Origin of the sequence: Moorena sp. SIO3B2 (genome assembly GCF_010692525.1) — a bacterium.
GTDB lineage: Bacteria > Cyanobacteriota > Cyanobacteriia > Cyanobacteriales > Coleofasciculaceae > Moorena > Moorena producens.
Genome location: NZ_JAAHHE010000023.1, coordinates 105,419 through 129,013, shown reverse-complemented (window position 1 = coordinate 129,013; position 23,595 = coordinate 105,419). Strand labels below are relative to the sequence as shown.

Here is a 23,595-nt window from a genome sequence, read left to right as displayed (position 1 = left end):
ACGCGATGCGCGAGCATTGAGCCGTTACGGGAACGCTTTTTTGTCTCGATCCCACTCTCGGTCTCATGGGCTATTGAGGCAAGCAGACACGCCCTAGAGTCTGTATGTTAAGTTTTGTGACAAAAACCACACTCGGCATAAAACGGAGGCATTAGCCCTGATAAATACATAGTTGACAGGAAACTGAGATGCTCGATATTTGCCAAAGATTAAACTAAGTGTCCTCATCCCAAGGGGGATTTCTTCCAAAGAATAAAGCAGTAGAGCTTTGATACCAAATCCGCTCTAGTAGCCCCCTGTTAAATATAGGTCTACTTTGTTCAAAAGGGTGTATTCGACCCAGATTCCCTATGAATTCTATAACTTATGAGACTAACATTGAGCTGTCTTAACCTGTTGAGCCAGATCATTGGTAAGGGAAGATGGGCAGCAAGTAAGTTTTTCGTGCTTGTTTGTTCTTCAACCTATTTGACCTGTTCCCCGTTGCCAACCCCTGTGCAGGCGCAACCGATAGTTGAAGCCAACGATGGTACTGGTACTGTTGTCAACCCTGAGGGTAACCAATTCAACATTGATGGCGGTAAGCTGTCGGGAGATGGTGCGAATCTGTTTCACAGCTTCCAGAAATTTGGTCTGAGTGAAGGTCAGATTGCCATCTTTCTCTCTAATCCTAATATCCAAAATATCCTAGGGCGAGTCACTGGTGGTGATGCTTCTGTCATTAATGGCTTAATCCAGGTTACAGGGGGTAATTCAAATTTATTCCTGATCAACCCCGCCGGGATTGTCTTTGGTCCTGGTGCCAGCATCGATCTACCTGCTTCTTTTACCGCCACCACCGCTACTGGTATTGGTTTTGATGGCGGCTGGTTTAACGCTATTGGTAGCAATGACTATGCTTCTTTGGTAGGCAAGCCCAATACTTTTGATTTTGCTGTCTCCCAACCAGGTGGGATCATCAATTTAGCTGATTTAGCAGTTAAAGAGGGGCAGAATTTAACCTTAGTAGGTGGTACTGTGATCAGTAATGGCACTCTTACTGCATCTGGTGGTCAAGTTACTATTGAGGCTGTGCCTGGAGAAAATTTACTCCGTATTTCCCAGCCAGGTAATATTCTCAGTTTAGAAGTTTCCCCCTCTGCCACTGTTCCCTTCACTCCCCTTTCCCTACCGGAACTGCTGACAGTTGGCGGCGGTGATGCTACAGGAATTGAGGTAAATCGTGAGGGTACAGTACAACTGATAGGTTCTGGTATCCAGGTGGAAGATGGTGATGTGGTGGTCCAGGATATCAGCGCTGGTAAGCAAGTAGTTATTGAAGCAGACGGTAATATTCGGACAGCATCAATTACTTCCGATGGTGGAAGAATTTTCCTCAATAGTAGAGAAGGAGAGATTGATACTAGTAGTGGCACACTGGATTCAACGGCGGTAAGTGGTGATAGTGGAAATATTGACCTGAAAGCAGAAGGTAATATCACTACCGGGAGTCTCAAGGCTTCCAGTAATAATGGTGATGGTGGTGATATTACTGCCGTTAGCGATAGAGGAAGTATTGATACTAGTGCTGGCGTAGTTGATTCTTCCTCTGTGAAAGGTAAAGGAGGAGAGGTTCAATTATTCGCTACCGAGGGAACTATTAATGCTGGTGATATAAATGCTGCTAGTGGTAATGGTGACAGTGGCAACGTTACTCTTGTTGCTGGTAGTGACATCAGTAAAGGAAATGTTACTGCTACTTCTACTATTATTTCCATTCTAGATTTCAGAAACCAGAATTATACTATACAAAGTTCAGAATCTCAAGTCTCACCAGCACCTGAACCTCCACCTTTTTTAGATCTAGATCCACCCATGATTGAACCTCCTTCAGTCATCGACCCAAAGCCATTACCACCGCTACCACCACAACTACAGTCAGATTTTCCACCACTACGACCACCACAACCTCCAACAACAGTAATTCTTGGACCTGTAAATCCTGTAAATCTTTCAAATTCTTCCCTACCACCACAACCACAGTTAGAGAATCAAGCACTACTACCACCTGAATCTCCAAGAAGAGAAATTCTTGGACCTGTAAATCCTGTAAATCCTTCAAATCCTTCCCCAACAACACCATCAGGAAGGTCAGACAATCAAAACTCTGCCTTGCCAAGCCAGGTTAATCGATCAGATTTGGCGGTCAATCAGAGCAAGAGGTTAAACAAGACTCAAGCAATTGGACTAGAACGACTGACAATCCTGGTACTGGAAATTACAGAGTGTCTGGCAGAAGAACAATTGCTCATAAATCCTCAAGGATTTTCTAGACAAGTTGGTGCAAAAGATTACACTAAAGCTGCTGAATGCTATCATAAAAATTTAGAATTTGCACGAAAAATTGGTGATAACTTGCGAGAATCAAAAGCTCTACATAACCTCGGAGTAACTTACTATATTTTGGGAGATTATGGCAAAGCTCTAGACTATCATAAACAGCATTTTACTCTTGCCCAATCAGACCCAAACTTAAGAAGAAAACCGCAAGCTTTAAGTGGTTTAGGAGCAGCTTATGGTGCAATAGGAAACTATGACAAAGCTATTGAATACTATAAACAGGGTCTAGAACTAGTAAACTCAACCGATGAGTCTGAGATGGAAAGGAATATAGTAAGCAATATCGGATTAGCTTACTACGCTAAGAAGGAATATACCAAAGCACTTGAATACAAAGAAAAAAGTTTAGCGATCGCTAAAACATCCGATCACCTACCTGGAAAGGCAAGAGCATTATCTAATTTGAGCTTGGTGTACTATACCCTGACCGACTATAACCAAGCAATTGAATACTCTCAGCAGAGTTTAGCGATCGCACAAAAATTGCAAGATAACTATGGACAGTTAGTAGCCCTAGAAAATTTGGGAATAATTTACTATGCTCTAGAAGACTACAACCAAGCAGTAAACTACCAACGCCAGAGTTTAAAAATTGCCAAGCAACTAGGTGATCGCCACGCCAAGGGACGAGCTTTAAGCAACTTAGGTGATGCTCTCTACAAAGCCGGAAATCCTAAAGAAGCAAATGAGGCTCTATTTGCTGCCATTGAAATTTGGGAGTCTTTGCGGTCAAACTTAGGCAGCAATGACCTTGAGAGAGTATCCATTTTTGAAACTCATCAAACAACTTATAGCGCTTTACAAGAGTATTTAGTAGATCGAAAACAATTCAATCAAGCCCTAGAAATTACTGAAAGAGGACGAGCAAGAGCCTTTGTTGAACTATTAGCGAGAGGTTTATCAGAGTCTGAATCAAACCTCAAAACTAATAAACCGATTGCCCCTCCGAATATCAAACAAATAAAAAAAATTACTGAAGAACAAAACTCGACAATAGTTTTATACTCTCTTATCAAAGAAGTCGTCGAAGCCGAAGGTGTGCGCCAACTTGAAGACAAAGAGCTTTACATTTGGGTAATTAACCCTAGAGGTAAAATCGCTTTTCGTCAGGTTGATTTAACTAATCTAGATACATCTCTGAAAGAATTGGTTGTTATCACTCGTAAATCAATTTTTTTCAGAAGAAGCCCATCCCTAGTTGATTTAGTTCCCAGAGAAAGATTGACTAAAACAGAGAGAGCTGGTCAAACTGAACAATTAAAACAACTGCATCAACTGCTCATTGAACCAATTGCCGAACTCTTACCTACAAATCCCGAAGCTCGTGTAACCTTTATTCCCCACGAATCCTTGTTTCTAGTACCTTTCCCAGCACTACAAGACGCTTCTGGTCAATACCTGATCGAAAAACATACTATGCTCACTGCTCCCTCGATTCAGGTGCTGGATTTAACTAACCAGCAACGGCAACTAGTTTCTGGAGAAGAGATGCTAGTAATTGGTAATCCCACGATGCCTCAAGGTTTGCCCCCTCTTCCTGGAACAGAAACAGAAGCGCTAGCGATCGCTGAGATGTTCAATACTCAAGCCCTGATTGGCAATCAAGCCACCAAGAAATCAGTTGTTGAGCAAATGTCAAAGGCAAAGATCATACATCTAGCTACTCACGGCTTACTGAATGACTTCCAGGGATTAGGTTTACCAGGAGCGATCGCCCTTGCTCCGACTAAAACAGATAAAGGTTTTCTCAGTGCTAGTGAAATACTCGACCTCAAGCTTAGTGCTGAGTTAGTAGTTTTAAGCGCTTGCAACACTGGTAGAGGTCGAGTTACCAGTGATGGCGTGATTGGATTATCCCGTTCTTTAGTGGCTGCTGGTGTACCCAGTGTGGTTGTTTCCCTCTGGAAAGTACCTGATGACTCCACAGCTGACCTGATGATTGAATTCTATCGCCAGCTACAACAAACACCTGACAAAGCAGTTGCTCTACGTCAAGCCATGCTTACGACTCTTAAACAGTACCCAAATCCAGTGGAATGGGCGGCTTTTACTCTGATTGGGGAAGCCGAGTAATCAAGGAGTTGCAGGAGTTCAGAATCACAGAGTTTTGGATTACTATAGTTCCCTAAGGGTGATAAATCTGTACAGAATAATAAACCGATGAACACTGAGCTCCAATTTCCTTGGCAACAAGACGCCGTAATTCGCCAGAGCCAACGTCTAATCCATAGCTTTCATCATTGGACAGGGCGTTCTCTAATCGATACCAGTGGCTCACCTATGGAAATTGCACAGGCACTATTTGAAGCTCCCTTTGTCGTCTACTCTCACAACACTGAATCAGACCCCATTCTAAACTATGGCAATCGGAAAGGTTTAGAATTGTGGGAAATGGATTGGAACCAATTGACTCAGATGCCTTCGAGATATTCAGCTGAGCCAATGGAAAGGGAGGAGCGCTTACGCTTGCTTAACCAAGTCACAACCCAGGGCTATATTAGCAACTATCAAGGTGTCCGCATTTCTAGCACTGGTAAACGGTTCCAGATTTCAGATTTTATCGTCTGGAATCTCATTGATGAGGAAAATAACTATTGTGGTCAAGGGGCTACATTTTCCCAGTGGATACGGATTAATTGACGATGTTGGCCACTTAAATTGTCTATTTTTTATCTATTTTTGAGTAAGGGGGAAAAACTTCAAAGTCCTCTCCCTTGCTCTTGAGCACCCCTGCCCCCTTAGGGATTCAATCAAAGAAATCATTTGTAGCATTAATAGTGCTAATTCCTAGTGCTAATGTAAGCTGACAGCCGTCAGCTGTCAGCTGTCAGCTGTCAGCTTAAAACAAACCTCGTTCCCATAGCGTGCGCCGTTCGCGTAGCGTGCGCCTATGCGCAATGCACAAACGGGAGAATTTAATAATTCGAGATTAATGATAATTGAAAGTCTGGGTAAAAGCCCTTGGCTTGTGGCCACGCTACCCGAACAGCTGACCTAACAGAGATTAAACGAAGGCTTACCTATGCAAGCTAATAGCTGATAGCTGATAGCTGAATGCTTACGTGCTAATTCAGATTAGATACCTCACCGCTTACTTCCCCTTCTTGCAGTATCTTCCCCCACTTCCCGTCTCTTACCGATCTCCATAAATCATCCCCCTACAAGTACAAAGCCGTTATTTGGGTCGGACTAGCCGGGAACTCTATATGTAACTGGCCTCACAGAAGTCCATGTTGTTCAATGATTCTAACCCATAATGATTACAGCTCCAGGCTATCCCATCACTGAGTCAATCGAATCTGGCACTAGAACCCTACTTGGTATTGCATTCTGGTGGTGGATGATAAACAGGAAAATCGCTGGGTGATTGTCAATCTGCTGGCTCCCCTGGGATTTGAACTGATCGAAGCTAGCAGTGGTCAAGAGGCTTTAGACGAAGCCACAGCATTTTCACCAGACCTGATTATCACTGACTTGTTGATGCCACAGATGGATGGCTTTGAGATGATCCGACAGTTATGACAATCCCCCCAATTGCACTCAAAAGTAGTGATTGCGTCTTCGGCTGTTCAACTTCAAGGCAGAAGGAGGCAGGTAGATCCCCATTGGAAACGAGGTCTAAGCTATCTCAAAATTGGTCTGCGCTGGCTCAAAGGAGTAGTCAATAAAGGTAGGCAACTCAGTCGGGCCAGTACCGTTGTTACCTAAAGATCCGCAACCGTGCTTTGCATGCCATAAAGCTGAGGATGATTACTACGACCAGATTTGGTTTTCCCGTATTCGGTCTTTAAAGTGTAGAACCTGATCTGTTTGGTTTTCACACAGATGTGTCAGGCAGTCAGGGAGGAACCTTGAAGCTGGAAACTGAAGTGGGAGCATATAGTGAATTTATCATCACTTTACCTAAACCAGCCGAATAGACCTGATCATTTCCGACTTGAGTATTTTGAACCTGCTTGATCAGGGAAATTAGCATCCTGGTCAAGCTACTACCTTTTCCCATAGGTTTTCCCAGTGGCAGCAAATTAATTGACATTAAAAATTGCTACTTAGCCTATTAATTAGCCTATTAATTAGCCTATTAATTAGCTAAAGATATCCTTAAAAAAGTCTGCTATTACCTCTTCCTTATAATCCTTAAATTCACCAGCATCAAACCAGAGACCATAGCATACCGGGCATTTTTCATACCGAATATGAGTCTGTTTTATATCAACCATTTTGGTCAGTTTTGTCTGGCATTTCGGGCAATTGATATCTCTAATTTTATTAAAGTTACTCCCTGTTTTCGGGTCACCTGTATCTATAATCTCGGAACCTTTTATCTCCTTCAACATTTGAGCTTCCATGGAATCAAACCAGATCCCTTGACAACTGGTGCAGCGGTCTACAGGAATCGTTGAATACACAACTGCTTCTAAGGTTCCTTGACATTTAGGGCATTTCAGCTGGGTCATTTCGCTCAACCATCTCTAGGATTTACATATCATACTCGGTAGCCAGACATAATTCAAGTTGACTGTTCAGAGCAGGGAACTTCGGAGCAGGGATCGGGTATCTTGGAACAGAAAGGGTTTGAGCAACTTTAAGTTTATTAACCAAGAGAACATAAATTTAACATAATTTATGTTCAGTTATTTATTTGATACTTACTCTATCTAAAAATAGAGATTTTATGGTACAGCCAAAACCAGAAGTGACATAATAACTGCCACTGCTCCTAGAACTACTAGTCCCATCTGCCGGAGCAAGAAGACTTCAGCTCCAGACCACCCAACAGCAGTGGCAGCAATAATAGCACGAGCAGGTGAAATCATCGTGGCGTGGGCGCTAGCTCCATTCTGAGCTCCCATCAGCCACTGTAGTGGTAAGCCAGACTGAATGCTTACCTCTTGTTGTAATTGGGAAAGTAGGGCATTACTCGCAGTATTTGAACCAGTAATCCAGCCTCCTAGAGCAGCTAACCAAGGTGCAACCCATATATACTTGTCACCAAGTGTTGCTGCGGCCATGCCTAGACTAGCTATCATGCCACTGGCTTGCATAACTTGAGAAGCTGCTAGAAAACAGGCGAGTGCTATGGCTCCAGGGATAAATTGTTGCCAAGCTTGTATTGTTATCACTCGCAGTTTGTGTACGACTGTTCCCAAAATTGTGACTGTAGCCAAAGCTGTCAAAAGTAAATAAAAGCCTGGGTTGTAAAGCAGGGGTAGATTTAGATTGATGGCAGCTATTGATATCACAAAATGACTCTTCAGCCAAATTTTTAGAGGAACAACTAAGCGAGAAATCAGCAGAATTGCTGTCAGAATCCCGTAGGGAGCTATTACCTGCCCGAGGGATACTTTAGTAATACCATGCTCAGCCGAATCATGAGCCGTTTTTTCGGAACTATTACGGGCACTGTTGACTAGATTTACTGGTCTTTTTCGTTTTGCCTTATGAAATAGTTTATGAAATAGTTTATGAAATAGTTTTCGGTTTGCCCACACCACTAAGAATGACATTACCAGTGTGCTGCCAAGTACACCGGCAAGTTCAACCCCAGGAATCCAACTGAAGCCCCAAACTCCTATGGTAAGAAGCACTCCCGCAGCGATCGCTTCTGGCCATCGGCGTTGCACGGATTTCTTGCCACCACTCACTGCTAGTGCCACCAGTCCGTAAACTACGGGCAGAGGAGCAGTCAAAAGAGCAGTAGTCGAACCTAGAATACTAGGATCTAGATTAGTTATTTCTGCTCCAAGAAGTGTACCTATGGCTAGCCCTCCCCAAGGTACAGCCATTTGACCCAAAATACCCAGTATAGCTGACTGAGCAGAACTATAACCTAATGCGAGAAACAGTGGAATGACTAAAATGGTACCAACTCCAAATCCACTAACTGACTCGGCAAAAGGAGCGAAGCCAATCACTAGCAACAACACCTGTAAGTCTCGCTCAGGGACTAAGCGAGAAATACCCCGTCCTAAAAGGCTCATACCATCTACAGACTTGAGCAGATAGTAAAGTAGCAAACTGGGAAATAGGACATAGAATACTGATAGTGATGTCGCAAGTCCCTTCACCAAAGCAAGTAGTAATTGCCCAGGAAACAAACGAAAAACAGGAAATAGTAGTGTTGATCCGATAGCAGCTATCAAAGTAGCAAGTCCTGCCTGTTGGCTTGGTCGCTGCAATACCACTAGCATTACTATGGCTACCCACAAGGGCATAGTAGCAATTATGATTTCCAAGACATTTGTCTCCTGTATTAACAAAAGTTAATCGTAAGCATTCAGCTATCAGCCGTCAGCCGTCAGCTATCATGCTAATCAACGGGAGGTAGTAAAAAAGCTGGGGGGTGCTGGTACGGCTGGTTGAAAATCCCTGCTCGTACTGATCCGACCCTGTGGAGTTAAAGCGCCTGCTAGCACCTCAAGTAGCGTGCGCGTAGCGCATTAGCTGATAGCTGACGGCTGAATGCTTACAGTTAATCTACTTTTGCTAGCTGACGACTATTTAAATTAGTATTGTGAGATAAGTTGATAGCTTGATCTTGACACAACAGCTTTTCGGTGAACTCCATTTCTCTAAACTGCTGTAATTGCTTTAGTTTGATTTCCAACTCATCTATCCTTTGGATAAGTTTATCAACCACATTAGCTACTGGATCAGGGATGTTACTGTGAGCAAGTGGACTAATCGGCTGGGCGAATTGCCTAACTATTCGTCCCGGAATCCCAACAACAGTGCAGTCATTAGGAACAGACCGTAAAACTACTGAGCCTGCTCCAATACGGCTATTGTTACCAATTTCAATGTCCCCAAGAATTTTTGCTCCCGCTCCGACGATTACATTTTTTCCCACAGTCGGATGACGTTTACCTAGTTGTTTGCCAGTGCCACCTAAAGTAACGCCTTGATAAATTAAGGTTCCATCTCCAACGATGGCGGTTTGCCCAATTACTACACCTGTACCGTGATCAATAAATATGCCCCGACCAAGGGTAGCACCTGGATGAATGTCAATTCCTGTTAGCCAACGGACAATGTAGGATACGAAGCGAGACAGCCAAAATAAACGGTGGCGATATAAGATATGAGCAAAGCGATGAACCGTCACTGCCTGTAAGCCTGGATAGCAAGTTAACACCTCAAGCCAAGAGGAAGCAGCAGGATCTTTCTCAAACACAGCCTCAAAATCTGCTCGAATAGAATCCCACAAGCCTAAAGTAGATGAAGCTGTGGTTTGGCCATGTTTCTTCAAAGCTTCAAGAGAATGCTTCATTTCTGATTTTTGTTTCATTTTGAGTCAAGCTAATATAGCAGTTAGCAGTGAGCTATCAGGCATCGGCTTTTTTGCTTTTCCTTGTCCTGTGTGTCGTTCAGGGTTTTAAGGTGTACCTGATTAAATTGCCAACTGCTATAATAAACTATCGAGCCAATTTGTTATTATTGGGTATTTTGAAGTAGTAGAGTGATTTGATTGATGGACTCTACTTACTTCTATTTCACTCAATTATTCACTCAATTTACAGCTGCCATCTGCTTAGTCATGGCTAATTTGTAGTTATTCGTCCAAAATGTATCCCAATTATGTTTGGCTTTCTGATAGCCAGCTGTTAAATGATCTACGGTAGATGGATCCGCATCAACTATCTCATTAATGGCATCTCTGACCTTTTGACGATGGATAATATCAGCTTCGCCAACATGAAAGTTCCAAAAATCCCAATCAATGGTGTGTTTGTTTTCTTTGATATATGGGTTTTTGACAAGATATTTGTACATAGTAGAGAGATAAACTTGACAAAGACACTCTCCACCCATGCCACATAATCCAATAACATAGGTGGTAGGCTTGCTTAAAGTTAGTTGCTTGATCTCATCAAGCAAAATTTTATTTTCTTCGCTAAGAGAGTCATCAAATAAATCTTGATTTATACCAATGCTTAACAGATAGTTATCCCATAGTTGGAGATGATTATTCTCATGATCTCCTTCACCTAACTCTTCTGCTAGTATCTCAGCGGTTAAGCTTTTAAATTTTCCATAAGGAGCTTTTGAAATTAGAATCGCCAAATTATCAGGAAACTCTTTCGTAAAATGACGGTACTGGATACATATCTGCTGTAAAGCTGACAGTGGGGCATGTTGTAAATATTGCAGTTTCTTATCAGCTAGATATTCAGCTTCCAGTCGAGAATGATCTGCTATCGTCCAAAATTCATCACGAGTTGTCATTTTTTTGATCCTTTGTGTGTTTTATCTTAGCTCTATAACTACCATCATTCGCTAATCTGAAAATTTCCTGAGTTTTATCTTAAATTAACTGGTTAATCAGCTGTGAAGCATCTAATTTTATGAGATGAGTTATAATTATCAAATTTATATAAAATAGCTTAAAAAATGCTACATATAGTTATTTTTTTATAGGTATAAATACGCGCTATTTTATTTACAAATAATGGTGATCTGATAATTGCTAAAAGCTGTGTAACTTGGCTTTTATATTGCCTATTCCCTATGGCCTATTCCCTATTTGCTATTCCCTATTCCCTATTGCGTATTTCCTATTGCCGATTCCCGATTCCCGATTCCCGATTCCCGATTCCCAGCCCGTAGCGCTCTAATAGGTAAGTGGCAGTAAAAGTCAAAAAAAAACCGGCTTCTCCTAGGAAACCGGGTTTTTAAAAGGTTTAGTTTATTGATGATTGAATTAGCCTTGATGGGCAGGTTCTTTCGCCAAGAACTTTTCTAGTTCAGTCAAGGCATCAGCATCAACTTTAGTTTGCATGGGGCAGAACTTTGGTCCACACATGGAACAAAACTCTGCTGTCTTATAGATATCTGCTGGTAGGGTTTCATCATGGTATTCCCGAGCTCGTTCGGGGTCAAGGGAAAGTTCAAACTGGCGGTTCCAGTCGAAGTTGTAGCGAGCAATGGAGAGTTGATCATCCCGGTCCCGTGCTCCTTGACGATGCCTGGCAATATCCGCCGCATGAGCAGCAATCTTGTAGGCAATTAATCCATTGCGGACATCTTCAGCATCGGGCAGTCCCAAATGTTCTTTCGGGGTTACATAGCACAGCATGGCGGTACCGTACCAGCCAGCTAAAGCTGCCCCAATGGCAGAGGTGATATGGTCATATCCAGGAGCAATGTCTGTCACTAGTGGTCCTAGGACATAGAAAGGTGCTTCTGAACACTCTTCCATCTGCTTTTTGACATTGAACTCAATTTGATCCATCGGCACATGACCAGGTCCTTCTACCATGACCTGTACATCATGTTCCCAAGCATGACGAGTCAACTGCCCCAATGTTTTCAATTCTGCTAACTGGGCTTGATCAGATGCATCATGGGTGCAGCCAGGACGCAGGGAATCCCCTAAGCTGAAGGAGACATCGTATTTCTTGAAAATCTCGATAATGTCGTCAAAGTGGGTATAGAGGGGATTTTGCTTGTGGTGATGAAGCATCCACTTGGCTAGGATACCACCACCACGAGAAACAATGCCGGTTAGCCGGTTTCTGACCAAAGGCAGATGTTCAATTAAGATGCCAGCGTGGATGGTTTGATAGTCAACTCCTTGCTGAGCGTGCTTTTCAATGATGTGGAGAAAGTCATCGGCAGTAAGGTTTTCGACTTTGCCGTGGACACTTTCTAAGGTTTGGTAAACGGGTACTGTGCCAATGGGTACGGGTGAGGCATTAATGATGGCAGAACGAATCTCATCCAAGTTGCCACCGCCTGTAGACAAGTCCATAACGGTATCGGCCCCGTACTTCACGGCCAAGTTAACCTTCTCTAGCTCTTCATCCATATTAGAAGAGTTGGGGGAGGCACCGATATTGGCATTCACCTTACATTTGGAGGCGATACCAATACACATTGGCTCTAGGTTAGTGTGGTTGATATTGGCGGGGATAATCATTCTCCCCTGTGCCACTTCATCTTTGATCAGCTCAACGGGAAGGTTTTCCCGCTGGGCTACGTAGTGCATCTCTTCTGTCAGGAGACCCTGGCGAGCATAGTACATTTGAGTCACATTGCTCTGACCACGGCGCTTGGCAACCCATTCAATTCGCATATTTAATTTCCTCGATCACAGCTTCCCTCCGCCGGTATTAACCGGACTCAGGTTCTAAGGGTGTAATCTCAGCCTGGTTTCTCAGGCACCCCTAGCTTGGTTTGACTATAGTATTACAAAAAAATCCTTCGGATTTAGGATCGCGCTCCTTGCCATAGATTCACACGTGGGGAATCTATGGAATTCGAGATTATTTAGATTAGCTTATGGAATTTTGAACAGGAATAGTTATATCCTTATTGTTTTTTAAGATTTAATTTAAAAATAATACAGGACAGTGCTTAGTTACACTGTCCTGTTACGGTGTTCTATTAAGGTATCCTGTTACGGATGATTAAGAGCTAGAGGCTATTGTATTCACCATTGTATTTACCTAGGTGATTGCCCAAATCGCGGTGTTTTAAAGAGCGATCGCAGCCATCTTGACATCGTTAGTGCTTAGAATCTCTTGGAGTTCTTCAGCATCTACGGTTTCTTTATCAATCAGCATTTCAGCAAGCTTATCGAGGATATGCTTATTGCCAAGAATTACATTCTTAGCCCGTTCGTAGGCTTCATCAACTAGCTTGCGAACCTCTTCATCAATGGTTGATGCTGTGGCATCTGAGAAATCCCGGTCTGAGGCAATATCCCGACCTAGGAACATACTGCCATTCTGCCGTCCTAGAGCTACTGGGCCAAGGCGATCGCTCATACCATAGCGCATCACCATCTGCCGTGCCACCCGAGTCACCTGTTGCAAGTCATTGGAAGCACCTGTGGTCACTTCTTCTTCACCGAAGATAATTTCTTCAGCAATCCGACCACCTAAAGCCACTGCCATCTGATTTTGCAGGTAAGAACGGGAAAACATGCCTGAATCCATCCGGTCTTCGCTAGGGGTGAACCAAGTCAAACCACCAGCACGACCCCGAGGAATAATGCTAATTTTCTGCACTGGGTCATAATCGGGCATTAAGGCACCAACAAGGGCGTGACCTGCTTCGTGAAACGCTACGAGTGTTTTGCGTTTCTCGCTCATTACCCGGTCTTTCTTCTCTGGCCCTGCAAGTACCCGGTCAATGGCATCATTCACCTCATCCATCGAGATTTCGGTTAAGTTGCGACGGGCTGCCAAAATTGCTGCTTCATTGAGCAAGTTGGATAAATCTGCTCCAGTGAAACCAGGGGTCCGACGGGCAATCTTCTCGAGATCCACATCTTTGGCGAGGGTTTTCCCACGAGCATGAACGTTGAGAATTTCCAAACGTCCGGCATAATCAGGACGGTCTACTACTACCTGTCGATCAAAACGACCAGGGCGTAGTAGGGCAGCATCAAGAACATCTGGGCGGTTGGTAGCAGCAATAATAATAATACCGGTATTACCTTCAAACCCATCCATTTCAGTCAGCAGCTGGTTGAGGGTTTGCTCCCGTTCATCATTACCACCGCCTAAACCGGCACCCCGTTGACGCCCCACAGCATCGATTTCATCAATGAATACAATACACGGAGCATTGTTTTTCGCTTGCTCAAATAGGTCTCGCACCCGAGAAGCACCAACCCCTACGAACATCTCGACGAACTCAGAACCAGAGATGGAGAAAAAGGGAACACCTGCTTCCCCAGCTACTGCACGAGCTAAGAGAGTTTTACCGGTTCCTGGAGGTCCGACGAGCAGGACTCCCTTGGGAATTTTAGCTCCAATAGCAGTGAAGCGGTCAGCATTTTTGAGGAAGTCTACTACTTCGTTAAGCTCTAGCTTGGCTTGCTCAATGCCCGCCACATCCCCAAAGGTTACCTGAGTTTGGGGTTCCATTTGGACTCTAGCCTTAGACTTGCCAAAGTTCATGGCTTGAGAACCTGGACCATTCTGGGCACGCCGCAGTAATAGAAACAATCCCACCAAGAGCAAAATCGGGAAGAAGAAGCTGCTTAAGGTCTTGAACCAGAAGCCTTCATCACTCTGGGGTAGAACTGAAATATCTACACCGTTATTATTCAGAAGGTTGATTAGTTGTGGGTCATTGGGGAGATTGACCTCTACCTGACGACCATCTTGAGCGATCGCGATCGCTTTACTGCGGTCAGCACTGATTCTAACGGTTTCCACCTTGCCGCTCTCGACTTGGCTAATCAGCTGGTCGTACCGCCACGTATCTCTACTTGGGGACGGTTTGTCCAAAAATGCTGTACCAAGGGCGATCACCACTATGGCTAGGAGTGCATACAGCCCTGCGTTTCTCCACTTTTTATTCACTCGTTGTTACCTCCATAGATTCGAGGATGTGGCAAATATAGAATTTAGCTTCTTATATTAATTTATGTTAACCTTTCTGAGGAAAACTGGGTGGACTTTATCCTAAAACAGCCTTTCTGGAAGCGTTTTATCCCTTTTGATACCTAAGAATAGTGTTTGGATGGCTGGTGTGGGTTGACCTAAGCCAATGCTTAATATTATAATTTAGCGCTTTGGAGATCGAACAGCCAACAGGAGGGACATGATGGCGGTTTTACGACTTGAAGATGGTAAAACTTATACCGAGCTAAGTGATATTGCCGGAGAATTAGCGTCTGTGAAGGTTGAGCTAAATCACTGGTCTGTAGGGGAGAAGCCAGAAATTCACAGCCTTCTAGAGCAAGACACCCTTAGTGATATTGAAAAGGAAACAGTACTCCAAGCTTTAGATAGCTACTTTGAACAACTTAAGGAAACCGCTGGCTATCAATCCCGTGACTTAATCGTTCTTTACCCAGACTTACCTAATCTTGATGCCCTCCTTTCCAAATTTAAGGATTGTCACTACCATACTGACGATGAAGTGCGCTACATAGTTGCAGGAGTTGGGGTTTTTGGGTTTGTACGTCCTGATGGCAGCCAAATGGAGTTGACTGTGCAACCTGAGGAGTACATTAATGTGCCAGCGAATACTGAACATTGGTTTTATCTGACACCATCACGACGGGTTAAAGCTGTGCGCTACTTTATCACTACTGAAGGCTGGGTTCCGGAGTACACGGGTACGGAAATTCGGATGAAGCCGGTAGTAGCTGTTTGAGAATATCCCAGTTGATAACTTATTTAATATGTCCATTGAAGTTGACTACCGCTTTCCAACCGGTGTTGATGTGGAAAAACAAGCGAAAGTGATTGCTGTTGGGCAAACTGCAGGCACCTGGAATGCTCGTTTTGCCCATCTCGAAAATGTGTTTCGCTCCCATCTTGGTACTGTTGTTCAAGGTGTCATTAACCCTGATGGTTCTGGTTTGGCTACCATCCGTTTTCCCGAAGCTAATGTGGAAAACGATATCCCTACTCTACTAACCATGATTTTTGGCAAATACTCCATGGCAGGACCAGCTAAAGTCATGGCAGTGCGCTTGCCAGAACACTACGGTAGGCATCCCAAATTCGGAATTACCGGAATTCGCGAAAGACTAGGAGTAGTTGACCGTCCCCTGATTATGGCAATTTTTAAGCCAGCCTTGGGACTCTCAGCTGAAGACCATGGAGCGATTTTACAAGAGGTTGCTGGAGCTGGACTTGACATTATTAAAGATGATGAGATTCTGGGGGATTTGGAGATAGCACCAACCCTGAAACGTCTAGAAGTCTGCCGTAAGGTACTCGATGAAATCAAACAGCAAACTGGGCGCACTGTACTCTATGCCGTTAATGTAACTGGTTCGGCTGACAAATTGCTTGATAAAGCTCATACCTTGGTTAAAGAAGGGGCAAATGCCCTGCGGCTGAATGTCTTGACCTACGGTTTCTCTGTCCTAGAAGCCTTAGCTGCTGATCCAGAGATTAATGTGCCAATTTTTGCCCATCCCGCCTTAGCAGGAGCCCTGTGTGGAGCCCCAAACCACGGGATGGCTTACTCAGTGGTTTTGGGAACCCTGATGGCTCATGGTGGGGCAGATGCGGTGCTATATCCCGCCCATTATGGTAGTTTACCCTTTGACCCAGAGGAGGAAAAGCGAATTCGAGATAGTTTGCGATCGCGTAATGTATTTCCTGTACCTTCCGCTGGCATTCATGCTGGGATTGTCCCTAAGGTTGTAGCAGATTACGGACAGGAGGTTATTCTTAATGCTGGAACTGGCATTATGGATCATCCCGATGGTCCTGCTGCTGGCGTTAAAGCATTTTTTGAAGCCCTACATTCCGTGGGATGATTTTTTTGATATACAACAACAGCTATCCCAGCGGTGGAAGAATGGTTAATCTTAGCTCCTCAATCGGAAATGACCAGCAATTACGTTCAGCTATTGATCCAAGACCAACCTTAATTACTGCTGCCAGTCACTTCTATCAATTAGGTTGGATGGTGGGGACAGCGGGTAACCTCTCGGCTAAACAGCCCGATGGCAGCTTCTGGATTACTGCTAGTGGATGCCATAAAGGGCAGCTAGGCAGCAAAGACTTTATTCGCATAGCCGCTGATGGCAGGGTGGTAGAAAAACCATCACCTGAATCTCGTCCTTCAGCTGAAACAAGCATTCATCAAAGTATCTACTCTTTATTCCCAGATGCTAAAGCTTGTTATCATGTTCACACCATTGAGGCGAATTTAGTTTCTGGCTTCACTAAAGAAGATACCCTGCCTTTGCCACCGCTAGAAATGCTTAAGGGATTTGGAGTACGGGAGGAGAACCCCCAAATCACGGTACCAGTATTCGTCAACCATCTAGATGTGTCTCGCATTAGTAGTGAGATATGCGATCGCTTTCAGGCTGCACCCCCATCAGTCAATGTCCTATTAATTCGGAACCACGGTATAACGGTTTGGGCGTCTTCCACCGAACGTGCCCAGATCTACTTGGAGTTAGCTGATTATATTTTTAGATATATGGTAGCTGCTCGACAAATTGAGCTTAGCACTACCTCAATCAAGAATTAACAAATACAATTGCTGAATTGCTTAATCGGAACAATTCAGCAATTATTTAAGGCAATTATTTAACCAGACTTGATTGTAGTCCGTATACTGCGCATCACCAAAATTACTAGGGTAACTATCGTTAGCGGTACGACAAATGTCATCATGATAGTACTAAATCTTGATAAAGCTTGGTGTTGTGTGGCGTTGAGGAATAAATACAAGGTATAGGCACCGTAATAGCTTAAAAAGAGAAATCCCTCCCACCGGGAAATTTGATAGCCAGTAAAGAAAATTGGCAGACAAGCCACCGCTACTGCAATCATTACTGGAATGTCGAAGTTTAGGGCGGGAGTTGACACCTGTACACCATCAGGCACAATCAAGCTACACATCCCCAGCACCAACAGGATATTAAAAATATTGCTGCCAATAGCGTTACCTACAGCAAGATCTCGCTCACCACGGATACTGGCAATAATGGAGGTGGCAATTTCTGGAAGAGAGGTGCCAACAGCGATAATTGTTAAGCCAATAATCAACTCGCTCCAGCCAAACATCTTGGCTAGAGCAATAGCCCCATTAATCAGCCAGCGGGAACCTAGTACTAACATTCCTAAGCCGAAAACAATCAGCCCTAACTGAGTAACTATCTTTTTAAGGCTAGTACGAGACTGGCGAGATTGGGTTTGAGGAGTATCCTGGTCTGGGATTTCCTGATTTTCCTTGCGACTCTGAATAATGGTGAATAAAGTATATGCGATCGCGCCAGCCAACAGGATGCTGCCATCAACTCTACCCAGTTGGCCATCCAAGCTCATAAACAAGAGTAGGAATGATATGCCAATCATCAAAGGTACATCTAATCGTACCAACTGCCGGGATACAACCAAGGGTAACATAGTTGCAGATATGCCTAAGATTAGCAAAATATTGGCAATGTTGCTGCCAACTATGTTACCAAGGGCAATATCCGCTTGTCCGTCATAACTCGACTGCAATGCTACGGCTAATTCTGGGGCACTGGTGCAGTAAGCGACTATAGTCAGCCCGATCACTAAGGGGGAGACACCTGCTACCAACGCCAACTGTGATGCGCCCTTGACCAAGATTTCGGCCCCAAAAACCAAAAGTACAAAGCCAGCAATAAATAAAATGAGAGTGATTATGTTCATTGGCTGTGTGTGAGTAAGTCATTGAGGACGAGTTTACTTCATCAAGCATTAAATTTGCTATAACCTCGACTTAGCCCTGATAATTACCTAGGGTTTATTTAAACCGCAAACACCTCAACGATAACACATATCAAGGGTATTTTTTTCTGTGTTTACCTAGGTTTAGTTTTAGTTATTAACCTAATAATTTATTGGCTAACTGTTTCATATTATTTTTATCAACAAACTCTCTAAAAACAGTTGCTTTAAAGACAGATAGATAAAAGGCGGGATGGTACTGTAGTAGCGGTTCGAGAGTCTACTTGGCTCTTGAATTGGCCTATACAAACATTTCAACTCTACTAGGTGGGCTGCTCAGGATTACCAAAACCTTTGGCTTTCTCCTGAAGCTTGCTCATACTTTTCTCAGTGCCTTCACCTTGCCAAGTCAGAAATGCCCCAAACACACCCTTCTGATTCTTCGACTCCATTGAATCACTGACCAAATAGCTTCCTGTTGGAAACAACAGGGTGCGATGTTTCGTGAGATTATCCTGAACTGCTAGGCGAATGGCGGCTGTGTCATCAGTAATACCATCACCTTTGACACCGTAATCCCGCACATTCACCATGTTCGCATCCAAAGGATAGAGGGGATTCGCTGCTACTGAAGAACTGACCAAGCTGGAAAAGCTAGCAGGTAAGCCGATCACCAATAGTAGGCTGCACAGGTTTAGGGAGAAGAGCATGAGCGTGGCTAGGTGGGGAGGAATTCCTACTAGATTTTTAAGTCTTTGGGATTGGTATTTACGCGGTAGATGTATAAAAAACAACGCTTTGTGGAGCAGTACTGCCAAACCTTTACTGATCATCCAGCGGTACCGGTTCTTAGTTAATCGTGTTTTTAGCATTTTTACCTTACCACTTTCTGTCAAATAAATCACAATTTTTCATCTTTAATTAATTAATTTTTGTTAAATTTAATTCAAGCCAATCTGGCAACAGATCTAAGTACAACTTGGGTTTAATTGAAAATACTGAATGATATCAAGTCCGGTTAATTAGTTTCCCAATAATCCCTGAATTTTTGGTAATGCGTAATGGGGGATGGTTTATCATCAACTAGCAATTACGAATTACTAACTACCAACTAACAATTACTAATTACAAATTACCAATTCACCGCTCAGGAATTATGATAATTAGTCAACCGAATTTGATAGGATACATCGATAGGTTTATTCCTCATAAAATTAATAAAAAAATGATGGATTATAAGTCAAACCTGTTAGTTATTTTGTTGTTAGTGATTTTGGTCTCAACAGTCATATGAAAGTAGCAATTCTTGCCGGGGGTCTCGGTACTCGTCTAGCCGAAGAAACCGACACAAAACCAAAGCCAATGGTAGCAATCGGAGGGCGACCAATCCTCTGGCATATCATGATGCATTATTACCATTATGGCTTCCAAGATTTTGTGATTGCCCTCGGCTATAAGGCAGAAGTCATTAAAAAATACATGGTGGACTATAGTTCACTTAATAGTAACTTAACGGTCAACCTTAACAATGGCAAAGTCATCCAGCACGGTGGTGGAGCACCGGATTGGACAGTTGATTTAATCGATACTGGTATTTACACCAATACAGGCGGTCGGATTAAACGGCTCGCTCCCTATGTAAACAATCAGACATTTATGCTCACTTGGGGAGATGGGGTTTCTGATGTCAATTTAAATGCGCTCCTGGAATTCCATCGTTCCCATGGCAAATTAGCTACCTTAACTGCAGTACGTCCACCTGCACGTTTTGGTTACTTAGAACTAGATGGAAACCAGATTACGGAATTCTCTGAAAAGCCTCAAACCCGAGAAGGCTGGATCAACGGTGCTTTCTTTGTTTTAGAGCCCGGAGTTTTTGATTATATCGACGGTGATGACACCCAGTGGGAAAAAGCACCACTGGAGCGACTCGCTAGAGATGGGCAACTGATCGCTTATCACCACACTTCATTCTGGCAATGCATGGACACCTTACGTGACAAGCGCAGGTTAGAAAGTCTGTGGAACAGTGGCAATGCACCTTGGAAAATTTGGGAGGAAAATAATGCGAGTATTAGTAACTGGTCACAAGGGCTACATCGGCACAGTCATGGTGCCAATGCTACTAGCTCAAGGGTATGATGTATTTGGTCTTGATAGCGACTTATTTGAACAGAGTACCTTTGGTGAAGGAATTCGAAAAATTCCAGAGCTAAAAAAGGATATCCGTGACGTTACGGCAACAGAACTGGAAGGATTTGATGCTCTAATCCACTTAGCAGGGCTTTCCAACGATCCTCTGGGGAATCTCAATCCTGACTTAACCTATGAGATCAATCATGCTGCTTCAGTTCATTTGGCTAAGTTAGCCAAAGCCGCAGGCATCGAGCGCTTCGTATTCTCATCCTCCTGTAGTAACTATGGCGCTGGTGGTGATGATTGGTTGACTGAGGAATCATCCTTCAACCCCGTCACTCCTTACGGCATTTCTAAAGTTCGTGTCGAGCAAGATGTTACTCAGTTAGCGGACGATAACTTTAGTCCTATCTTTCTGCGCAATGCCACGGCTTACGGTGTTTCCCGCCGTCTGCGCTTTGATCTAGTACTCAATAACTTGGTGGCTTGGGCATTTACCACGGGTCAAGTGTATATCAAGAGCGATGGCACCCCTTGGCGTCCCATTGTCCATATTGAAGATATTTCCCAAGCATTTATTGCGGTGTTGGAAGCACCTCGTGAGCTGGTACACAATCAAGGGTTTAATGTCGGACGGAATGAGGACAACTATCGGATTCGAGAGTTAGCGGAAATTGTCAAAGAAACAGTCCCAGGCTGCGAAATTGAATACGCTAAAGATGCTGGACCCGATAAGCGCTGTTATCGCGTTGATTGTAGTAAGATTATTCGGACATTACCCGAATTCAAACCCCAATGGAATGCCCCTCGGGGAGCTCAAGAACTCTACCAGGCTTATCAAACCGTAGGCTTAACCTTGGAAGAGTTTGAGGGACCGAGGTATCAGCGTATCGCTCACATCAAACAATTACTTAGCACTGGAAGATTAGATCAAACCCTGCGTTGGCGTACGGAGCTACCTAGATCTCCTCAAATACAAGCCATGAGTGTTTAGGAGTTGTTGGGTCATTGGTAATCGGTAATCGGTAATCCTACTCTAATTGCCAATTACCAATTACCAAAAGGCCAGAAACACTGGTTGCAGGCACTCTGGAGAATTAGTTAAATTTAACAAACAGTTAACTTGCCTATGGTTCTGGATATTTTTTTTGTTGATGGTTAACAGTTAATTGCCAACCGTTTACAGTCAACAATTAACAGTGATATTATTAAACTAATAATGTATAATTCCATGCCTATTTGTCGTGCTAACAGCACTGATGACTTAGAGTTAATTATTTCCTTCGGTTACACCCCATTAGCTGATGGATTACTTACTAAAGACCAGCTAGATAAACCTGAATATACTGCGCCATTGGATCTGGCGTTTTCTCCTAGCAGTGGTTTAGTCCAAATCACCGAAAGTGTCCCGCCCGAAATCCTATTTTGTCGAGACTACCCCTATTTTTCTTCTGTATCAAAATCGTTACTAAAACACTTTGGAGATAGTGCCAAAGCCATCATTGAATCAAGACAACTCAACAGCAACAGTCTAGTAATTGAAGCAGCTAGTAATGATGGCTATATGCTCAAGAACTTTCTTGAAAAAGGAATTACAGTGCTGGGAATTGACCCAGCCTCTGGACCTGCAGAAGCTGCCCAAAAAGCAGGTATTCCTACTCTTTGTACATTCTTTACGAAAGATTTGGCAATAGAGCTACACTCTGAAGGACGGAAAGCTGATGTTTTTCTTGCTAACAATGTCTTGGCTCATGTGCCAGATCTGAATGGCTTTGTAGCAGGAATTGGGGTTCTGCTGAAAGAGACTGGTGTAGCTGTGATTGAAGTACCCTATGTGGTTGACTTGGTAGATCACTGTGAATTTGACACTATCTACCATCAGCACTTATGCTATTTTTCAGTAACTGCTTTGGATCGGTTGTTTAGGAAACATGGTTTATTCCTAAATGACATCCAACGTACTCCAATCCATGGGGGTTCGTTACGCCTATTTGTGGAGCCTAAGGAACAGGTTAAGGAATCCGTAAAATCTCTATTAGCAGAAGAAGTAGCGCGGGGAGTTGACCGTATTGATTACTACCGTGATTTTGCTAATCGTGTCCAGGAAATTAAGCTTTCTTTACTGGATATCCTCTGGGATTTGAAAAAAAAGGGTAAAAAGGTAGCAGCCTATGGAGCAGCAGCTAAAGCAACTACTCTGCTCAGTTATTTTGGGATTAATAAAACCCTGGTGGATTATGTAGTGGATTTAAATCCATTCAAACATGGTCGCTACATGGGCATTAATCATTTACCGATTTTCCCACCATCAAAACTGTTAGAGGATAAACCAGATTATGTCTTGCTGCTAGCTTGGAATTTTGCTGATGAGATTTTGCAGCAACAGGAAGAGTATCGACAACAAGGAGGTAAATTTATTATTCCGATTCCACAACCAAAGATTGTTTAGAGTTTATGGTTGACGGTCAAGCAAGAGAGTAGGGAGTAGCGATCAGCGCGATCCTCTGAAAGAGCCGCTACGCGATGAAGCGAAGCTTCTGCGCTTGTGCGATTGACCGTTCGCGAAGCGTTGGGCAAAGCCCGAAAGGTCACGCTACGCGATGAAGCGAAGCTTCCGCGCTTGTGCGATTGACCCTAGGTCACGCTACGCGATCGCATAAAAATTAAAACATCCCTAAAACATCCCAGGTTCATTTTTCCAACCACAGATTAATTCTGTCATAACTGCTGCTCGCACACGCTAATAGGGATCTGATTGAGCTCGCTGTTGGAGAAAACGTAAAGTATCTGGGTGATCTTTAGAACTACCATTGGTGAACAGTTAAGATGGTGTGTAATTTGTAACTGATCTAGTTACAAATGCTTACTATCAAGTCAATGCTTTGCTAATTATAGGTTTTGATAACGTTGGTGTTGGCGATCGTAAGCTTGAATTATGGCGTTGCTG

General features: G+C 43.5%; 19 protein-coding genes and 1 riboswitch. Of the genes, 10 read left to right on the top strand and 9 right to left on the bottom strand.

The features are described from left to right. The first annotated feature begins 366 nt into the window (after nucleotides 1-366). The 4 genes from F6K38_RS08340 to F6K38_RS08325 all read left to right on the top strand — a co-directional run bounded on the left by F6K38_RS08340 (nucleotide 367) and on the right by F6K38_RS08325 (nucleotide 6,087). Nucleotides 367-4,452, top strand: a complete 4,086-nt coding sequence (locus F6K38_RS08340) for a CHAT domain-containing protein (RefSeq protein ID WP_287254304.1) — start codon at nucleotides 367-369, stop codon at nucleotides 4,450-4,452. 87 nt (nucleotides 4,453-4,539) lie between these two features. Continuing rightward, nucleotides 4,540-5,019 carry an MEKHLA domain-containing protein gene (locus F6K38_RS08335; RefSeq protein ID WP_008182281.1) on the top strand — a complete coding sequence of 160 codons (480 nt, stop codon included), beginning with the start codon at nucleotides 4,540-4,542 and terminating at the stop codon, nucleotides 5,017-5,019. Between the two features lie 696 nt (nucleotides 5,020-5,715). Next, a complete protein-coding gene (locus F6K38_RS08330; protein ID WP_324616710.1) occupies nucleotides 5,716-5,901 on the top strand; it encodes a response regulator in 186 nt (61 codons plus the stop codon). 27 nt (nucleotides 5,902-5,928) lie between these two features. Next, a complete protein-coding gene (locus F6K38_RS08325) occupies nucleotides 5,929-6,087 on the top strand; it encodes a hypothetical protein (protein WP_229414429.1) in 159 nt (52 codons plus the stop codon). Between the two features lie 377 nt (nucleotides 6,088-6,464). On the opposite strand, the gene F6K38_RS08320 is transcribed toward F6K38_RS08325, so the two are convergent. From F6K38_RS08320 to ftsH3, 6 genes are all read right to left on the bottom strand, one after another. Then, nucleotides 6,465-6,836 (bottom strand): TFIIB-type zinc ribbon-containing protein, encoded by a 372-nt coding sequence (locus F6K38_RS08320; protein WP_044492624.1) that lies wholly within the window; start codon nucleotides 6,834-6,836, stop codon nucleotides 6,465-6,467. Nucleotides 6,837-7,052: 216 nt separating this feature from the next. Next, on the bottom strand, nucleotides 7,053-8,615 hold the full coding sequence (locus F6K38_RS08315; protein WP_287356437.1) for an L-lactate permease: 1,563 nt from the start codon (nucleotides 8,613-8,615) through the stop codon (nucleotides 7,053-7,055). A 236-nt stretch (nucleotides 8,616-8,851) separates the two neighbouring features. Further along, a complete protein-coding gene (cysE, locus tag F6K38_RS08310) occupies nucleotides 8,852-9,667 on the bottom strand; it encodes a serine O-acetyltransferase (protein ID WP_008182271.1) in 816 nt (271 codons plus the stop codon). Nucleotides 9,668-9,888: 221 nt separating this feature from the next. Next, complete coding sequence (locus F6K38_RS08305; RefSeq protein ID WP_287266768.1) at nucleotides 9,889-10,605, bottom strand: iron-containing redox enzyme family protein; 717 nt, start codon at nucleotides 10,603-10,605, stop codon at nucleotides 9,889-9,891. A gap of 475 nt (nucleotides 10,606-11,080) precedes the next feature. Next, nucleotides 11,081-12,454 carry a phosphomethylpyrimidine synthase ThiC gene (thiC, locus tag F6K38_RS08300; protein ID WP_287356435.1) on the bottom strand — a complete coding sequence of 458 codons (1,374 nt, stop codon included), beginning with the start codon at nucleotides 12,452-12,454 and terminating at the stop codon, nucleotides 11,081-11,083. 6 nt (nucleotides 12,455-12,460) lie between these two features. After that, nucleotides 12,461-12,557, bottom strand: a riboswitch (TPP riboswitch). 297 nt (nucleotides 12,558-12,854) lie between these two features. Beyond that, the gene (ftsH3, locus tag F6K38_RS08295; RefSeq protein WP_044492620.1) at nucleotides 12,855-14,696 is read right to left on the bottom strand and encodes an ATP-dependent zinc metalloprotease FtsH3; all 1,842 of its coding nucleotides are present in this window, start codon (nucleotides 14,694-14,696) and stop codon (nucleotides 12,855-12,857) included. Between the two features lie 244 nt (nucleotides 14,697-14,940). On the opposite strand from ftsH3, the gene F6K38_RS08290 reads away from it, so the two are divergent. From F6K38_RS08290 to mtnB, 3 genes are read left to right on the top strand one after another with little or no spacing between them, the layout of a single operon-like run. Further along, nucleotides 14,941-15,495: a 1,2-dihydroxy-3-keto-5-methylthiopentene dioxygenase gene (locus F6K38_RS08290; RefSeq protein ID WP_008182262.1), complete on the top strand. Its 555-nt coding sequence runs from the start codon at nucleotides 14,941-14,943 to the stop codon at nucleotides 15,493-15,495. A gap of 28 nt (nucleotides 15,496-15,523) precedes the next feature. Next, nucleotides 15,524-16,615 (top strand): RuBisCO large subunit C-terminal-like domain-containing protein, encoded by a 1,092-nt coding sequence (locus F6K38_RS08285; RefSeq protein WP_008182261.1) that lies wholly within the window; start codon nucleotides 15,524-15,526, stop codon nucleotides 16,613-16,615. A 41-nt stretch (nucleotides 16,616-16,656) separates the two neighbouring features. Beyond that, nucleotides 16,657-17,340, top strand: coding sequence for a methylthioribulose 1-phosphate dehydratase (gene mtnB, locus F6K38_RS08280; RefSeq protein ID WP_044492618.1), 684 nt, complete (start codon nucleotides 16,657-16,659; stop codon nucleotides 17,338-17,340). A 59-nt stretch (nucleotides 17,341-17,399) separates the two neighbouring features. Here mtnB and F6K38_RS08275 read toward each other — a convergent pair whose 3' ends face one another. The 3 genes from F6K38_RS08275 to F6K38_RS08270 all read right to left on the bottom strand — a co-directional run bounded on the left by F6K38_RS08275 (nucleotide 17,400) and on the right by F6K38_RS08270 (nucleotide 19,384). After that, a complete protein-coding gene (locus F6K38_RS08275; protein ID WP_008182256.1) occupies nucleotides 17,400-18,494 on the bottom strand; it encodes a calcium/sodium antiporter in 1,095 nt (364 codons plus the stop codon). A 204-nt stretch (nucleotides 18,495-18,698) separates the two neighbouring features. Then, complete coding sequence (locus F6K38_RS44120) at nucleotides 18,699-18,821, bottom strand: hypothetical protein (protein WP_499880911.1); 123 nt, start codon at nucleotides 18,819-18,821, stop codon at nucleotides 18,699-18,701. Between the two features lie 14 nt (nucleotides 18,822-18,835). Continuing rightward, on the bottom strand, nucleotides 18,836-19,384 hold the full coding sequence (locus tag F6K38_RS08270) for a glycosyl hydrolase family 28-related protein (RefSeq protein WP_044492615.1): 549 nt from the start codon (nucleotides 19,382-19,384) through the stop codon (nucleotides 18,836-18,838). 418 nt (nucleotides 19,385-19,802) lie between these two features. On the opposite strand from F6K38_RS08270, the gene rfbF reads away from it, so the two are divergent. The 3 genes from rfbF to F6K38_RS08255 all read left to right on the top strand — a co-directional run bounded on the left by rfbF (nucleotide 19,803) and on the right by F6K38_RS08255 (nucleotide 23,097). After that, nucleotides 19,803-20,654: a glucose-1-phosphate cytidylyltransferase gene (gene rfbF, locus F6K38_RS08265; RefSeq protein ID WP_008182252.1), complete on the top strand. Its 852-nt coding sequence runs from the start codon at nucleotides 19,803-19,805 to the stop codon at nucleotides 20,652-20,654. Next, the gene (locus F6K38_RS08260) at nucleotides 20,578-21,642 is read left to right on the top strand and encodes an NAD-dependent epimerase/dehydratase family protein (RefSeq protein WP_071986853.1); all 1,065 of its coding nucleotides are present in this window, start codon (nucleotides 20,578-20,580) and stop codon (nucleotides 21,640-21,642) included. Before rfbF ends, F6K38_RS08260 begins: the two co-directional genes overlap by 77 nt. A gap of 225 nt (nucleotides 21,643-21,867) precedes the next feature. Next, nucleotides 21,868-23,097: a class I SAM-dependent methyltransferase gene (locus F6K38_RS08255; protein WP_044492613.1), complete on the top strand. Its 1,230-nt coding sequence runs from the start codon at nucleotides 21,868-21,870 to the stop codon at nucleotides 23,095-23,097. Nucleotides 23,098-23,595 lie beyond the last annotated feature (498 nt).

Excerpts from the sequence above, each read along its gene's own strand:
- F6K38_RS08340 (WP_287254304.1), top strand. The coding sequence starts at position 367 with ATGAGACTAACATTGAGCTGTCTTAACCTGTTGAGCCAGATCATTGGT.
- F6K38_RS08335 (WP_008182281.1), top strand. The coding sequence starts at position 4,540 with ATGAACACTGAGCTCCAATTTCCTTGGCAACAAGACGCCGTAATTCGC.
- F6K38_RS08320 (WP_044492624.1), bottom strand. The coding sequence starts at position 6,836 with ATGACCCAGCTGAAATGCCCTAAATGTCAAGGAACCTTAGAAGCAGTT.
- cysE (WP_008182271.1), bottom strand. The coding sequence starts at position 9,667 with ATGAAACAAAAATCAGAAATGAAGCATTCTCTTGAAGCTTTGAAGAAA.
- F6K38_RS08305 (WP_287266768.1), bottom strand. The coding sequence starts at position 10,605 with ATGACAACTCGTGATGAATTTTGGACGATAGCAGATCATTCTCGACTG.
- thiC (WP_287356435.1), bottom strand. The coding sequence starts at position 12,454 with ATGCGAATTGAATGGGTTGCCAAGCGCCGTGGTCAGAGCAATGTGACT.
- F6K38_RS08290 (WP_008182262.1), top strand. The coding sequence starts at position 14,941 with ATGGCGGTTTTACGACTTGAAGATGGTAAAACTTATACCGAGCTAAGT.
- F6K38_RS08285 (WP_008182261.1), top strand. The coding sequence starts at position 15,524 with ATGTCCATTGAAGTTGACTACCGCTTTCCAACCGGTGTTGATGTGGAA.
- mtnB (WP_044492618.1), top strand. The coding sequence starts at position 16,657 with ATGGTTAATCTTAGCTCCTCAATCGGAAATGACCAGCAATTACGTTCA.
- F6K38_RS08275 (WP_008182256.1), bottom strand. The coding sequence starts at position 18,494 with ATGAACATAATCACTCTCATTTTATTTATTGCTGGCTTTGTACTTTTG.
- F6K38_RS08270 (WP_044492615.1), bottom strand. The coding sequence starts at position 19,384 with ATGCTAAAAACACGATTAACTAAGAACCGGTACCGCTGGATGATCAGT.
- rfbF (WP_008182252.1), top strand. The coding sequence starts at position 19,803 with ATGAAAGTAGCAATTCTTGCCGGGGGTCTCGGTACTCGTCTAGCCGAA.
- F6K38_RS08260 (WP_071986853.1), top strand. The coding sequence starts at position 20,578 with ATGCGAGTATTAGTAACTGGTCACAAGGGCTACATCGGCACAGTCATG.
- F6K38_RS08255 (WP_044492613.1), top strand. The coding sequence starts at position 21,868 with ATGTATAATTCCATGCCTATTTGTCGTGCTAACAGCACTGATGACTTA.